This is a genomic window from Pseudomonas sp. NPDC086581, assembly GCF_044746165.1.
GTDB lineage: Bacteria > Pseudomonadota > Gammaproteobacteria > Pseudomonadales > Pseudomonadaceae > Pseudomonas.
Genome location: NZ_JBIVBR010000007.1, coordinates 89,269 through 102,990 on the forward strand (window position 1 = coordinate 89,269; position 13,722 = coordinate 102,990).

Annotated in this window: 13 protein-coding genes; 7 read left to right on the top strand and 6 right to left on the bottom strand. The window is 66.2% G+C overall.

The genetic code is table 11. From position 1 onward, the window contains the following. Together ACIPK7_RS15520 and ACIPK7_RS15525 are read left to right on the top strand one after the other, a co-directional pair. Positions 1-1,053, top strand: a complete 1,053-nt coding sequence (locus ACIPK7_RS15520; RefSeq protein WP_192432719.1) for an aminoglycoside phosphotransferase family protein — start codon at positions 1-3, stop codon at positions 1,051-1,053. Continuing rightward, complete coding sequence (locus ACIPK7_RS15525) at positions 1,050-2,552, top strand: aldehyde dehydrogenase (protein ID WP_192432718.1); 1,503 nt, start codon at positions 1,050-1,052, stop codon at positions 2,550-2,552. The genes ACIPK7_RS15520 and ACIPK7_RS15525 overlap by 4 nt, the downstream gene beginning before the upstream one ends. A gap of 7 nt (positions 2,553-2,559) precedes the next feature. Here the strand turns inward: ACIPK7_RS15525 and ACIPK7_RS15530 are convergent, their stop codons facing one another. The 4 genes from ACIPK7_RS15530 to ACIPK7_RS15545 form a co-directional block, all read right to left on the bottom strand. Continuing rightward, complete coding sequence (locus tag ACIPK7_RS15530; RefSeq protein WP_401088699.1) at positions 2,560-3,156, bottom strand: GNAT family N-acetyltransferase; 597 nt, start codon at positions 3,154-3,156, stop codon at positions 2,560-2,562. Between the two features lie 101 nt (positions 3,157-3,257). Beyond that, positions 3,258-3,932: a polysaccharide lyase family 7 protein gene (locus tag ACIPK7_RS15535; protein ID WP_401088701.1), complete on the bottom strand. Its 675-nt coding sequence runs from the start codon at positions 3,930-3,932 to the stop codon at positions 3,258-3,260. Between the two features lie 187 nt (positions 3,933-4,119). Further along, positions 4,120-4,800: a response regulator gene (locus ACIPK7_RS15540; protein ID WP_401088703.1), complete on the bottom strand. Its 681-nt coding sequence runs from the start codon at positions 4,798-4,800 to the stop codon at positions 4,120-4,122. Between the two features lie 54 nt (positions 4,801-4,854). Continuing rightward, complete coding sequence (locus tag ACIPK7_RS15545; protein ID WP_401088705.1) at positions 4,855-6,177, bottom strand: CapA family protein; 1,323 nt, start codon at positions 6,175-6,177, stop codon at positions 4,855-4,857. Positions 6,178-6,459: 282 nt separating this feature from the next. Between ACIPK7_RS15545 and ACIPK7_RS15550 the strand changes: the two genes are divergently transcribed. The 4 genes from ACIPK7_RS15550 to ACIPK7_RS15565 all read left to right on the top strand — a co-directional run bounded on the left by ACIPK7_RS15550 (position 6,460) and on the right by ACIPK7_RS15565 (position 12,133). Next, positions 6,460-8,313, top strand: a complete 1,854-nt coding sequence (locus tag ACIPK7_RS15550; RefSeq protein ID WP_401088707.1) for a DUF1302 domain-containing protein — start codon at positions 6,460-6,462, stop codon at positions 8,311-8,313. A 27-nt stretch (positions 8,314-8,340) separates the two neighbouring features. Further along, positions 8,341-9,699 (top strand): DUF1329 domain-containing protein, encoded by a 1,359-nt coding sequence (locus ACIPK7_RS15555; RefSeq protein WP_401088709.1) that lies wholly within the window; start codon positions 8,341-8,343, stop codon positions 9,697-9,699. A gap of 271 nt (positions 9,700-9,970) precedes the next feature. Then, the gene (locus ACIPK7_RS15560) at positions 9,971-11,926 is read left to right on the top strand and encodes a PAS domain S-box protein (protein WP_401088711.1); all 1,956 of its coding nucleotides are present in this window, start codon (positions 9,971-9,973) and stop codon (positions 11,924-11,926) included. A 66-nt stretch (positions 11,927-11,992) separates the two neighbouring features. Further along, entirely contained in the window at positions 11,993-12,133 is a 141-nt protein-coding gene (locus ACIPK7_RS15565; protein WP_192432710.1) for a hypothetical protein, read from the top strand. Positions 12,134-12,175: 42 nt separating this feature from the next. Here the strand turns inward: ACIPK7_RS15565 and ACIPK7_RS15570 are convergent, their stop codons facing one another. Continuing rightward, a complete protein-coding gene (locus ACIPK7_RS15570) occupies positions 12,176-12,787 on the bottom strand; it encodes a Yip1 family protein (RefSeq protein WP_401088713.1) in 612 nt (203 codons plus the stop codon). 47 nt (positions 12,788-12,834) lie between these two features. Beyond that, complete coding sequence (locus ACIPK7_RS15575) at positions 12,835-13,194, bottom strand: hypothetical protein (protein WP_401088714.1); 360 nt, start codon at positions 13,192-13,194, stop codon at positions 12,835-12,837. Positions 13,195-13,459: 265 nt separating this feature from the next. Between ACIPK7_RS15575 and ACIPK7_RS15580 the strand changes: the two genes are divergently transcribed. Next, positions 13,460-13,672, top strand: coding sequence for a PLD nuclease N-terminal domain-containing protein (locus tag ACIPK7_RS15580; RefSeq protein ID WP_401088716.1), 213 nt, complete (start codon positions 13,460-13,462; stop codon positions 13,670-13,672). Positions 13,673-13,722: the final 50 nt, after the last annotated feature.

Consider the following 13,722-nt stretch of genomic DNA (forward strand, 5'->3'; position numbering starts at 1 on the left):
ATGAACCTGCCTTGCGAAACCACCCGTGCCGCCGCCCGCGAGACCTTCCTCGCCGGCAGCGGCCTGGCCGGCGCTGCGATCACCGCGCTGCCGGCGGACGCCTCGGCGCGGCGCTACTTCCGCCTCGACGGCAAGGGACTACTGCTGATGGATTCGCCACCCAGTGCCGAGCCGCTGGCCCCGTACCTGCGGGTGGCGCAGTTGCTGCGCGATTGCGGTCTGTCGGCGCCCAGCGTACTGGCCGCCGACCGTGAGCTGGGCCTGGCGCTCGTGGAAGACTTCGGCGACGCCACCTATACCCGGCTGCTCGCCGACAGCCATGACGAGGTGGTGCTATACCGCCTGGCTGTTGAAGCGCTGGTGCGCCTGCACCGCGCGGGCCCCCAGGCCGCCGAAGGCGTACCGGCCTACGACGGGCAGAAGCTGGAGGACGAAGCGGCGCTGTTCATTGACTGGTATGCGCCGCTGCTGGTGGGCGAGAAGGCCGCTGCGCAGATCCGCGAACGCTATCTTGCGGAGTTCGCCGCGCTCTGGCGCGATGTCTCGCTGCGCCGGGAAGTGCTGGTGCTGCGCGACTACCACGTTGACAACCTGATGCTGCTGGAGGGCAGGGCGGGCGTGGCGGCGTGCGGGCTGCTGGACTTCCAGGATGCGCTTTTCGGCGCGCCGGCCTACGACCTCATGTCCCTGCTCGAAGACGCGCGCCGCGACATTCCCGAAACCCTGCGCGTGACCCTGCTCACCCAGTATCTCAGCCAGCGCCCGGAAGTGGACGGCCGGCGTTTCATGGCCGATTTCCAGGTGCTCGCCGCTCAGCGCCACGCCAAGGTACTTGGCATCTTCGTGCGTTTGGCCAGGCGCGATGGCAAGCACGGCTACCTCAAGCATCTGCCGCGCGTGCTGCGGCTGTTCCAGCGCGCGCTCGACAGCGAACAGCTGCGCCCGTTGGCAGCGCTGCTCGACGCCCATCTGCCGAACTGGCGCCAGCCGCTGGAGAGCGACGTGATCGCCCAGCGCCTGGCTTCATCCGAATCCCTGCGGAGCATTCCATGACCGACTTTCACGTTGATCGGCCCCTGCGTTTCATCGGCCCGCATTACCAGGGCGTGGCGACGCAGCGCCTGCGCGACATCATCAACCCCGCCGACCTCACCCCGGTCGGACGCATCGCCCTGTGCGACGCGGAAGACGTGGACGCCGCCATCGACGCGGCCAACGCGGCCCAGCGCGAGTGGAAGCTCGTGGACGCGAAGTCCCGCGCGGCGATCCTTCACCAGTTGGCCAACACCATCGAAACGGACCAGGTGACCCAGCGCGAAGTGGCGCGATTGATGACCCTGGAAATGGGCAAGCCGTTCCCCGAAGCCATGGGCGAACTGGCGAACTGCGCACCGATCTTCCGCTACTACGCCGAAATGGCCCGCGACGAAGCTGGCAAGGTCGCCGGTACCACGCAGCTCGGCTCGTTCCAGCATGTGCGCTACGAGCCCTACGGCGTCAGCGTGCACATCATGCCGTTCAACTTCCCCATCCTGCTGATGTGCTGGACCCTGGCCGCCTCGCTGGCGGCCGGCAACGCCTGCATCGTCAAGCCGGCGGAAAGCACCACATTGTGCACGCTGAAATTCATGCAGCACTTCAAGGTGCTGCCGGCTGGGATGGTCAGCTGCGTTCCGGGTGATGCCAGCACCGCGCAGCGCCTGGTGCAGTCCGAGCGTACCCACGCCGTGGCCTTCACCGGCAGCGTCGCCGCCGGCAAGGCGGTGGCGGTGGCCTGCGCCGAGCGGATGAAACCGGCGGTGATCGAGGCCGGCGGCAGCGACCCGATGATCATCTCCCGCCATGCACCGCTGGAAGTCGCGGCGGCCGGTGCGGTGACTGCGGCCTTCCACCTGAGCGGACAGATCTGCACCTCGGCGGAGCGCTTCTATGTGGTCGATGAAGTGCACGACAAGTTCGTCGCGCGCTTCGCCGAGCGCACCCGCGCGTTGCGCATCGGCCATGGCCTGGAGCATTCCGAGATCGGCCCGATGGTCAGCGAGGCGGCCCGCGCCAAGGTCATGCGCCTGGTGGATGACGCCATCGCCAAGGGCGCCACACTGGTCTGCGGCGGGCGCATTCCCGAGCAGTTCCCGGTGGGCTGGTACTACGAGCCGACCATCCTCACCGACGTCACCCCGGCCATGGCGATCTTCCACGAGGAGTGCTTTGGCCCGGTGGCCGCGATCTGCAAGGTGAAGGACTTCGACGAGGCGGTGCGGCTGGCCAACGACTCGCCCTTCGGCCTCGGCGCCTCGCTGTTCTCCACCGACCTGGCCGAAGCCATGGAAGCGGCGGATCGCCTGGAAGCGGGCATGGTCTGGGTGAACAACCCGCTGATCGACAACGATGCGCTGCCCTTCGGCGGCTGGAAGATGTCCGGCATGGGCCGCGAACTCGGTCGCCAGGGGCTGGATGCGTTCCGCCGCTCGAAGATGGTGATCATCGACCACCAGCCGCAGATCCATTCCTGGTGGTATCCGTACAGCGACGAGGTGTTCTACCAGGGCTGAGCGGCTCTCAGGTCGGGGCGCGGCCGAGCCTTTCCAGCAGCCGCGCCTTCACCTCGGGCCACTCGTTGTCGACGATGCTGAAGCGCACCGAGTTGCGCTTACGGCCGTCGGGCATGATGCGCTCGTGGCGGACGATGCCTTCCTGCACCGCGCCCAGGCGCAGGATGGCGGCGCGAGACTTCTCGTTCAGCTCGTCGGTGGTGAACTGCACGCGCACGCAGTCGAGTTCCTCGAAGGCGTAGGTCAGCAGCAGGAGCTTGGCCTCGCTGTTGATCGGCGTGCGCTGGGCCGACAGGGCTAGCCAGGTGTGGCCGATCTCCAGCTTGCGGTTGGCGCGGTCGACCTTCCAGAAGCGGGTGCTGCCGACGATCCTGCCGGTGCGCCGGTCGAGGATGGCGAAGGGCAGGACGCTGCCTTCCTCCAGGCCCTTTTCGGCCTTGGCAATATAGCTCGCGACGGTATCCGGACCGGGCACCACCGTGACCTTGAGGTTCCACAGTTCGCCATCGGCGGCTGCTTCGTGCAGCGCCTGCGCATGTTCCGCGCGCAGGGGCAGGAGTTCGACGTGATTGCCGATCAGGTGGGGGCAGGTGAGGGCGGGCATGCGGATAGGCTCTGAATGGGACGCCCTCACAGCCTACCGGAAGCCGACGCTTTTCTGTAGAAGTGCGCCACGCCCGCGAACAGCGCCTGTAAGGCGCGCGCTCACGCGTGCCTGATCTGTAGGTCCTTGATCACGCACACCGAAGCATCGCTCGCCAGGGTCGTGTCGGTGAAGTCGATCTGGTTGTAGACCCCGCCGTGGAAATCGAAAACCCGTGCTGCCCAGCTGACATCCAGCGGCATCGAAGGCACCGCCGAATTACGCCCGTTGCAACTGGCCTGCACGGTCAGCATCAGGCTGGAAGTGGCGAGGATCAGGATGTCGAACTCCGCCCCCAGCGGCACGTTGTCCAGCACTGTGCTGTTCACCGGCGTGGTCTGGTTGAAGTTCTGGCGGAAACCCATGGTCAGCTTGCCCTTCTGCCAGAACACCTTGAGCAGCGGGCTGTCGTCGTCCTTCACGTGCATCTGCGCCACCACCACCTTCTGCGCCGAGTTCACCTGGGTGACCTTCATCAGCTGGTGGTTCACATGCTCGGTGGCGCCGCTCAGGGCCCAATAGATCGGTTCCTTCCACTCGCAGCGGGTGCGGTGGACGCTCTTGCTCGCTACGCCCTTGGTCGGCGCGGTGAGCTGCAGGCTGCCGTCGGGCAGGCGGGTGACCAGTTGGGGATATTGCGCCAGCGCCTGCGGACCGGGGATTTCGATAGAGACGGTATCGGTCGGCGTCTTGCCTACGGGCAGGGCGATGTTGAGGTTGTCGATGTTGACGGTCATGCCGGGCACTCCTGCGGCGGTGAGGATGCCTGGTTTGACTGGACGGAGTTCCCCGCGGGACGAATTTTCGGCCGGGCGGTCATGGCGGCACTTTTGCAGGAGCGAGCTTGCTCGCGAACAGATTCACCGGCAGCGCCAATGCTGGGTAGGTTCGCGAGCAAGCGCGCTCCAACAAAGGGGATTCCTGCTAACCGGTGAAGCGATAGCCCTTGCCGCGCACCGTGACGATCAGCGGTCGCAGCGGGTCTTCGTCGAGCTTGGCGCGCAGATGGGCGACGCGCACGTCCACCGAGCGGTCCATGCCGTCCCAGGTGATGCCACGCAAGGTCAGGAGCAGCTCATCGCGACTGAGAGTCTGGCCAGCGTGGGCGACGAGTTGCCAGAGCAGGTCGAACTCGGCGCCGGTCAGGTCGATGCGCGAGCCGTTGCGCCGCACTTCGCGCTGGCGGGCGTCGAGGATCAGTCCCGAATGCTCCAGCCGTTCCGCCGGCTCGGCCGCGCTTCGGGGGCGGCGCAGCAGGGTCCGCACGCGAGCCAGCAGCAGGCTGGGGCGCACCGGCTTGCAGACGTAATCGTCGGCGCCGTTCTCCAGGCCGTCGATCTGCGCGGTGTCTTCGGAGCGCGCGCTGAGCATGAGGATTGCGCCCTGATAGCGCGGGCGGATGCGTCGGCAGATGGACAGACCGTCCTCGCCGGGCAGCATGCGGTCGAGGATCACCAGGTCTGGGCGTTCGTCCAGTACGCGCTCGGCGGCGCGCGCGCCGTCAGGCTCGATGGAGGCGCGGAGGCCGTGCTGTGCGAGGAAGTCGCGGGTGAGGGCGGCGAGGCGCAGGTCGTCCTCGACGATGAGAATGCGGGCTGTGGTCATGGGTATGGGAAGAAGAGGGCGCCGGGCAGCTTGTGGCTGCCCGGCGCTGCGGCATCAGAGTGTGACGCGCGCAATCGAACCGTCCACCGACAGCCGAGTACCGTAAGGTTCCGACAACGCGGCGAAGCGCTGCAGGATCGCTTGTGCGTGTTCGCCTTCGGCCAGGCGCGGGCGGCCACGGCGGTGCACCGCTTCGCCCAGGCCCAGGCTCACCGGGTGCAGCTCGATGCCGGTGAGGCGGCGGCCGTCGAATTGGCAGACCGGCACCAGGCTCTCCCAGAAGCGCGCATCGGAGGGGAAGCTGCGGGTGTCGTTCTGGGTGCGCTGCAGGAACACCTTCGAAGGCGTCTGGTTGCGGTCCACGCGGAATTGCTCGTAGCTGTCCGCCGGCAGGCGCTCCACCAGCTCGTTCTGGCCGATGAAGTTGCCCAGGCTGTAGAAGATCGGCTTGCCGTTGTATATCTCCATGCCGCGCAGCAGGTGCGGGCCGTGGCCAACCACGATATCGACGCCGGCGTCGATCATGCGCCGGGCTACCGGCTGGATGAATTCGGCAGCCACTTCCAGGTCCCACTCACCCTTGGCGTCGTGGCCCAGTTCGTGGGCGTGGATGCTCAGCACCACCACGTCGGATAACGTTCGCGCTTCCTCGACCCAGCGCAGGATGTCGTCCATGTCCTTCTTGCGCGGCAGGGTGCGCAGGCGCGAGGTTTCGCCCTGGCGGAACAGCAGCGGGGTGAAGGGGCCGAATACCGCCAGCGACGGATCGGGAATCGGGTGGGCGAAGCCCAGGTCCACCGCACCCTGGTAGAGGCGGTCCAGGCCGAGGCTGGCGATGATGCCGCGCATGGCTTCCATCTGCGTGGCGTCGAGCTGGTGCACGGTGTCGTAGCGCAGCGGGTTGAGGCCGGGGCGGCCGGGCATGTCGCGGGTCTGCTCGCTGGCTTCCTGGCCCTTGCCGAAGGTGGAGGTGCAGGCCAGCAGCGAGACGGTGCCGGCAGGCTTGGTGCAGTACACCGGGCGGCGGGCCTCCTCGAGGTTGCGGCCGGTGCCGGCGAACAGCAGCTCGCGCTTGTCCAGCTGCGCGTGGGCGGCCTGCAGGCCGGCGATGCCGTAGTCCAGGCTGTGGTTGTTGGCGGTGGAGAACAGGTCGAAGCCGCCGTCCACCAGTTCGTCGAGAACCCAGGAGGGCGCGCCGAAGTGCGAGCCGCCGCTTTCCAGCACGGCGTCGCCCTGGAAGTCGTTGGGCAGCACTTCCAGGTTGGTGAAGCTGACGTCGGCGCCGCGCAGCAGGTCGAACAGCGGGAGCAGGGTTTGGTCTTCGCGGCTGTTCAGGCGGCGCTGCAGGATGCTGTCGCCGGTCAACGCAATCTTCATGGTCCACCTCAGGGTCGGGAGTCGCTGATGGCGGCGGACTTTAGGGCAATGCGCGCCCCGGGTCGGCTGAATCCTGGGTATCGCGATAGCCGTCGGTTATCACCCGAAATGCCTCACGCGCAGCGAGGTGCCGGCGGTTTCATTCTGGCTATGGGCATCACTTTTTTTCAGAAGTCAGGGGTGTGACAGCGCTCTTACCATGCGACCGCCTCCCGGCCCAAGAGCCGCGGAGCAGGGGTGGCACGGCTTGCCGTGACCAGCACGATCCAGGCGGAGAGCAGCATGAAAAAAACAATAACCGGCGCCGCAGGCTTCAAGCCGCACGCGCTGGCGCTGGCTACCAGCATGGCCCTTGGCGGGGCATCTTCGGCTCAGGCAGTGAGCTTCAACGTGGGGGAAATCGAGGGTCGCTTCGACTCGACCCTGTCCATCGGCGCGAGCTGGGCGATGGACAGCCCGGACAAGAAATTCATCGGCACCCGCAACGGCGGCACGGCATCCAGCCAGACCTCCGATGACGGTCGGCTGAACTTCAAGCGCGGCGAGACCTTCTCCAAGATCTTCAAGGGCCTGCACGACCTGGAGCTGAAGTACGGCGACAGTGGCCTGTTCCTGCGTGGCAAGTACTGGTACGACTTCGAACTGAAGGACGAACACCGTCCGCTCTATGACATCGACGACAGCGGTCGCGATACCGCCGCCCAGTCCTCCGGCGCCGAGCTGCTCGACGCCTTCCTCTACCACAACTACGAACTGCAGGACCGGCCGGGTACCGTGCGCGTGGGCCGCCAGGTGGTGAGCTGGGGCGAGAGCACCTTCATCCAGAACGGCATCAACTCGATCAACCCGGCGGACGTCGCCGCGCTGCGCCGCCCCGGTTCCGAGGTGAAGGAAGCGCTGATCCCGGTGAGCATGCTGTATTTCAACCAGGGGCTCACCGACACCCTGTCCATGGAGGCCTTCTACCAGCTGGAGTGGGAGAAGACCGTGCCGGACAACTGCGGCACCTTCTTCGGCAGCGACGTGGCGGCCAAGGGCTGCGACATCAACATGGCGGTGAACGGCAGCGACTTCGACCGTGACATCGACGGCACCGGTATCAAGGGTGGCTATGGCTACGTACCGCGTGGCAAGGACCACGACGCCCGCGACGGCGGCCAGTTCGGCGTGGCGCTGCGCTGGATGGTCAACGACACCGAGTTCTCCGCCTATGCGATGAACTACCACAGCCGCACGCCGACCAGTAACTGGGTGGTGGGCAAGGGCGCGCTGGCCGACCCGGTCGGCGGGCTGATCGGGCAGGGCGGCGTGAGCACCGCGCGCTGGTACCTGGACTACCCCGAGGACATCCGCCTTTACGGCCTGGGCTTCAACACCACCTGGGGCAGCACCGCGGTACAGGGCGAGATCAGCTACCGGCCGAACATGCCGCTGGGCATCAATTCCAGCGACGTCTCCGGCGCCGCCACCCTCGGCTCCGCGGCGACCAGCCCGCTGGTCAACGGCGGCCTGCCGATCTTCTCCAGCGGCTGGGCCGACTCGGCCTACGGCTCGCTGATCCAGGGTTACGAGCGCAAGCCGTTCACCCAGGCGCAGATGACCTTCACCAACACCTTCGACCAGATCGAACTAATCGGCGCCGAGCGACTGACGCTGGTGGGCGAGATCGGCTTCAGCCATATCGCCGACCTGGGCTCCACCGACGGCTCCGACCTGCGCTTCGGCCGCAGCAGCGTATACGGCAACGGTGAGCTGGCCAGTGCCGGCACCTCGGCGCTGCTGGGGCTGTCGGGCAACGCGATCTGCCAGAAGGTGGTGAACACCGCCAACCCCGGCCAGTGCGATGACAAGGGCTTCTACACCCAGAACTCCTGGGGTTACCGCGTGCGCGCGGGCCTGGAATACAACGACCTGCTCGGCGGCGTCTCGCTGCGCCCGAACCTGGCGTTCTCCCACGACGTGCAGGGCTACGGCCCGACCTTCAACGAGGGCGACAAGTCGGTCAGCGTCGGCGTCGATGCCGAGTACCTGAGCCGCTACACCGCCAGCATCAGTTACACCGACTACTTCGGCGGTGATTACAACGTCAACACCGACCGCGATTTCCTCGCCGTCAGCATGGGCGTCAGCTTCTGATGCCCGCCAGCCCCCTGAGGTAAAAGCATGAACAACAAACAATGGTTGCAGGCCGGCTGCCTGACGCTGAGCCTGCTCGCCGGGCAGGTCATGGCCGCGGTCGGCGCCGACCAGGCCGAGCGCCTGGGCAATGAACTCACCCCGATTGGCGCCGAGAAAGCGGGCAACGCCGACGGCAGCATCCCGGCCTGGACCGGTGGCCTGGCGCTGAACGCCGGCACGGTCGACGCTGGCGGCTTCCTCGCCGACCCCTATGCCGCGGACAAGCCGCTGTTCACCATCACTGCGCAGAACGCCAGCCAGTACCAGGACAAGCTCACGCCGGGGCAGCTGGCGATGTTCCAGCGCTTCCCCGAGACCTACCGCATTCCGGTCTACCCCAGCCACCGTAGTGCGAGCTACCCGCAGGCGGTGATCGACGCGGCGAAGAAGAACGCCACCGCCACGTCGCTGGCCGAAGGTGGCAACGGGCTGACCAATTTCAGCATGACTGTGCCATTCCCGATCCCGCAGAACGGCCTGGAAGTGATCTGGAACCACGTCACCCGCTACCGTGGCAATGCGATGCTGCGCACCACCGCGCAGATGAACCCGCAGACCAATGGCGCCTACACCATCAGCTACATGAAGGAACAATTCGCCTTCCCGTTCGGGCTCAAGGACTACGACCCGGCGAAGATGGACAACATCCTCTACTACTTCCGCCAGGAAATTCTCTCGCCGCCGCGTCGCGCGGGCAGCGTGATGCTGGTGCTGGAGACCATCGACCAGGTCAAGGAACCGCGCATGGCGTGGATGTACAACGCCGGCCAGCGCCGCGTGCGCCGCGCTCCGCAGGTGGGCTACGACAGCCCCGGCGCGGAAGGCATGCGTACTTACGACGACTTCGACATGTTCAACGGCGCGCCGGATCGCTACGACTGGAAACTGGTGGGCAAGAAGGAGCTGTACATCCCCTACAACAGCTTCGCGCTCGACTCGCCATCGCTGAAGTACGACGACATCGTCAAGCCCGGCCACCTGAACCCGGACCACACCCGCTATGAGCTGCATCGCGTGTGGCACGTGGTGGCGACCCTGAAGCCGGGCCAGCGGCACATCTACAGCAAGCGTGACCTATACATCGACGAGGACAGCTGGCAGATCGCCGAGGCGGACGCCTACGACGGCCGTGGCAGCCTCTGGCGCGTATCCGAGGGCCATGCGCGGCCGTTCTACGACCAGCAGTTCACCTGGCTGACGGCGGAAACCCACTATGACGTGCTGTCCGGCCGCTACACGGTGTCCGGCCTGCGCAACGAGGAGAAGAGCAGCTACGACTTCGCGGTGCAGTCCAGCAGCAACGACTTCACCCCCAACGCCTTGCGCGCCACCGGCATCCGCTGACGGCGGGCTTGACTGGCGCTCACCGGCGCTCCGATGTGTTTATCAGCGGCCTTCGGGCCGCTTTTTTTTGCGACTGTCACCATGAGCGCAAGCCTTGAGCCGGTTTCGCGGGGACAGTACGCCGCACCGGTGAGCAGCCTGAGTCCACGCTGGCGGACGGGCACAAGCGCGCAGGGGGCAGAGATTCTTTCCTGCGGCGCCATCCGGCGGCAGCCGGGGTAGGATGGCTGAGCCTGTGCTTTGCTCAATGAGCCGAGGGAGCCCCTAATCCATGCCCGATAAGATCGCCAGCACCGCCCAACTCGTCGAAGATGCACGCTACCGCCTGCTGGTCGAGGCGGTGACCGACTACGCCATCTACATGCTCGACCCCGATGGCCGCGTCAGCAGCTGGAGCTCCGGGGCGCAGCGCCTCAAAGGCTATGCCGCTGATGAGATCCTCGGCGAGCACTTCTCGCGTTTCTACACCCCCGCTGACCGCGAAGCCGGGTTGCCGGAGCTGGCACTGGGCGAGGCCGCTCGGGTCGGGCGCTTCGAGAGCGAGGGCTGGCGCCTGCACCGCGATGGCAGATCGTTCTGGGCACACGTGGTGATCGACGCCATCCGTGATTCCTCCGGCGAGCTGCTGGGCTTCGCCAAGATCACCCGCGACCGCACTGAGCAGCACGAAACCGAGCAGGCTCTGCGCCGCAGCGAGCAGCAGTTCCGCCTGCTGGTCAACGGCGTTACCGATTACGCGCTGTACATGCTCGATCCCGAGGGGCACGTCACCAGCTGGAACTCCGGTGCCCAGCGGATCAAGGGCTACCATCCCGAGGAAGTGATCGGCCGTCACTTCGACAGTTTCTACAGTGACGAGGATCGCCAGGATGGCGTTCCCGAGGCCAGCCTGAGCACCGCGCTGGCTGAAGGGCGCTACGAGGAAGAGCGCCTGCAGATGCGCAAGGACGGCTCGCGCTTCTGGGCCAACATCGTCATCGACCCGGTGTTCGACGACAGCGGCAAGCTGCTGGGCTTTGCCAAGATCACTCGCGACATCACCGACAAGCGCCGCGTCCAGGAAGAGCTGGAGCGCGCCCGCGACGAGCTGATCCAGTCGCAGAAGATGGAGTCCCTCGGCCAGCTCACTGGCGGCGTTGCCCACGACTTCAACAACCTGCTGACGGTGATTCTCGGCGGCTTGCAGTTGCTCGAACGGCAGCTGCCGAAGGACAACGAGAAGGTCCAGGCCATCTGGCGCAATGCGCTGGAGGCTACCCGGCGCGGCGCCCAGTTGACCCAGCGGATGCTGGCCTTCGCCCGCAAGCAACGGCTGTTCCCGCAGCCGATCCAGCTGCCGGCGCTGCTGCAGGACATGAGCGAGCTGCTGGTCAGCTCCCTGGGCCCGACCATCAGCCTGGAGACGCGTTTTCCGCTTCAGCTGGACTGCGTGATGAGTGACCAGAACCAGCTGGAGCTGGCGATCATCAACCTCGCCACCAACGCCCGCGACGCCATGCCTGGCGGTGGCAGCATCACCTTCTCGGCGCGTAATGCCCAGGTCGGGCCGCGCCAGAGCGGCAAGCTGGCGCCGGGGGACTACGTGTGCCTGGCCGTGACCGACTCGGGGCAGGGCATGGACGAGGGCACCCTGCGCCGAGCCGCCGAGCCGTTCTTTACCACCAAACCGACCGGCAAGGGCACCGGCTTGGGCCTGTCCATCGTCCACGGTCTCGCCCAGCAGCAGGGTGGGGCGCTGCTGCTGCGCAGCAAACCGGGGCAGGGGACCACGGCGGAAATCTGGTTACCGGCGGTCAAGGTGACGGCCAAGGCGGACCCGGGTGTGAGCGATGAAGTGCCAGCGGATGGTGCCCCGGTCGAACTGACCGAGCCACTGGGACTGCGGGTGCTGGTGGTTGACGACGATGCCCTGGTGCTGGCCGGCACCAGTGCATTGCTGGCGGACCTCGGTTGCCAGCCTGCTCGGGCCGACTCGGCGCGGGCGGCGCTGCACCTGCTGGAGCAGTCGGAGTTCGACCTGATGATCACCGATTTCGCCATGCCGGACATGGACGGCATGCTGCTGATCCAGCAGGTGCGCCAGTCTTACCCTGCGTTGACCTGTGTACTTACCACCGGTTACGCCGGACGGCTGGACAGTGTGGCCGACGCGGTGCTGCGTCTGCCCAAACCGTTCGACCGCGAGCAATTGCTGGCATTGCTGCTGCAGGTGACGCGCCGCGGGTAGAAAAAGCGAACCTCCGTGACGCTGGTGCAGCCCAATGGTGACTGCCATCTGGCCGGAGGACTCGCCATGTACGCCCATCACCAAGCCCAGCGCCCGGAACCCCAGGAAGCTCCGCCGGACCGTGAGAGCCAGATTCCCGAGGATTTCCCCGAGGAAGTACCGATGCAGCAACCCCCGGAAGAACCTGTGCCGCGGCCGGAGCAATGACCGAACCCGGATGCGAGCGAATCACTCTGTAGGAGTGCTGGCCTACTCCTGCAGATATTCCCCGGCCCCCGCCATTGTCTGCCCCCACATCTCCAGGAAGGCGAACGCCGTCGTCAGCAATGCCAGGAAGCCGAGGCCGAGGATGCAGCCGGCATAGAACGCCGCGCTGCGCTGGGTCAGGCGCATGTAGATCGGCAGGCCGATGAACAGCAGCCAGCCGGAATAGGCCGCGGCTGCCCCGGCAGCGAGGATCAGCAGCCAGCGTGAGGGCAGCAGCGCGGCGATGCCGGCGAGCATCAGCGGCAGGGCCACGGCGGTGGAGAAGCCCATGCTGTGGTTGACGTTGGACCGCACCTCGGTACGGAACAGCACCCAGCGCGTGAGGTAGGCGATGATGACGATCCCGGCGACCAGGCCGACATAGCACCAGAAGCCAAGCAGCGCGCCGCTGGACAAACTGAGGTACTGGGTCTGCTCGTTGCCGGGCAGGCGCCAGCCGACCTGGGTGGTGCCTATGAACAGGCACACCGCCGGGATCAGCGGCATCAGCAACCAGAACGGCAGGTAGCTGGCCGGATGCCGCTCGGTGTTCTCACGCAGTTCGTGCCAGGCCTGCTCCGGGTGGGAAAAGAAATGGGTCAGGGGAAAGCTCATGTCGTCCTCCTCGGGCCTGTGGTTTGGATGTTCGCCCCTGTCCGGGCTCAATCGCGGCTGGAGCGGTGCCCTGGGCGCAGGCCCTCGGCGACTTCCACTTCGATGAGGGAGCCGGGGTCTTCGTTGCCAGGATCGTTGATGGAAGGCGCGTTGATGGGCGGATCGGCGATGGCCGGGTCGAGGTCGCCCTGGGGCATCAGCCCTTCGCTGCGGTCTCGGCGATTGAGTAGCGGGAGAAGTTCATCGTGGAATTCCTGTTGCTGTGCCTCGGACAGCGCCGCGAAGCCGTGGTTGAGGATGTAGCGGGCAAGTATTTCCTGGCGGCTGTCGGCTTCCAGGGCACCTTCTTCGAGCAGCCGGCGCAGGGCCTCCGAGCGCTCGACATCCTGATGATCGTTCCAGCCCATCGGGGGCACCTCGCGTGTCTGGTCAAGCGTGAGTGGTCAACGTGAACGGCTGGCCATGAACGCTGGCAGCGGGCGACATCTGTTGTTGTGTCGCCTATGCGGATGACCGGTGTAACAGGTCCGGTGTTCGCTGCCAGGGACGAACGGTCTGTGCACACGTCTCGTCCGGCGGAATGAACCTTTGCGCAAGGCACGCGGCCAGTCGTAGGACAGGGCAGCCATTGCCTGTCATAGGCCATTGCCCGTCATAGAAAGGAGACCTGCCATGTCCACGCTCGCTTCGTGGTTCTGGATCGCCGTGGCGATCATCATCGTGCTGTTGGACCTGTGGGCCATCGTCAGCATCTTCCGCAGCGACAAGGACGTGAATGCCAAGGCCTTGTGGTCTCTGCTGATCGTGATCTTCCCGGCGGTCGGGCTGGTTATCTGGGGAATTGCCGGGCCCCGTGGCCTCGCCCAGGAGCCGCCGCTGGACTAGCTCACCGGCTCCATTGGCATGACCCATCGCATTCCGGCATGGCCGGCATC

Excerpts from the sequence above, each read along its gene's own strand:
- ACIPK7_RS15520 (WP_192432719.1), top strand. The coding sequence starts at position 1 with ATGAACCTGCCTTGCGAAACCACCCGTGCCGCCGCCCGCGAGACCTTC.
- ACIPK7_RS15525 (WP_192432718.1), top strand. The coding sequence starts at position 1,050 with ATGACCGACTTTCACGTTGATCGGCCCCTGCGTTTCATCGGCCCGCAT.
- ACIPK7_RS15530 (WP_401088699.1), bottom strand. The coding sequence starts at position 3,156 with ATGCCCGCCCTCACCTGCCCCCACCTGATCGGCAATCACGTCGAACTC.
- ACIPK7_RS15535 (WP_401088701.1), bottom strand. The coding sequence starts at position 3,932 with ATGACCGTCAACATCGACAACCTCAACATCGCCCTGCCCGTAGGCAAG.
- ACIPK7_RS15540 (WP_401088703.1), bottom strand. The coding sequence starts at position 4,800 with ATGACCACAGCCCGCATTCTCATCGTCGAGGACGACCTGCGCCTCGCC.
- ACIPK7_RS15545 (WP_401088705.1), bottom strand. The coding sequence starts at position 6,177 with ATGAAGATTGCGTTGACCGGCGACAGCATCCTGCAGCGCCGCCTGAAC.
- ACIPK7_RS15550 (WP_401088707.1), top strand. The coding sequence starts at position 6,460 with ATGAAAAAAACAATAACCGGCGCCGCAGGCTTCAAGCCGCACGCGCTG.
- ACIPK7_RS15555 (WP_401088709.1), top strand. The coding sequence starts at position 8,341 with ATGAACAACAAACAATGGTTGCAGGCCGGCTGCCTGACGCTGAGCCTG.
- ACIPK7_RS15560 (WP_401088711.1), top strand. The coding sequence starts at position 9,971 with ATGCCCGATAAGATCGCCAGCACCGCCCAACTCGTCGAAGATGCACGC.
- ACIPK7_RS15565 (WP_192432710.1), top strand. The coding sequence starts at position 11,993 with ATGTACGCCCATCACCAAGCCCAGCGCCCGGAACCCCAGGAAGCTCCG.
- ACIPK7_RS15570 (WP_401088713.1), bottom strand. The coding sequence starts at position 12,787 with ATGAGCTTTCCCCTGACCCATTTCTTTTCCCACCCGGAGCAGGCCTGG.
- ACIPK7_RS15575 (WP_401088714.1), bottom strand. The coding sequence starts at position 13,194 with ATGGGCTGGAACGATCATCAGGATGTCGAGCGCTCGGAGGCCCTGCGC.
- ACIPK7_RS15580 (WP_401088716.1), top strand. The coding sequence starts at position 13,460 with ATGTCCACGCTCGCTTCGTGGTTCTGGATCGCCGTGGCGATCATCATC.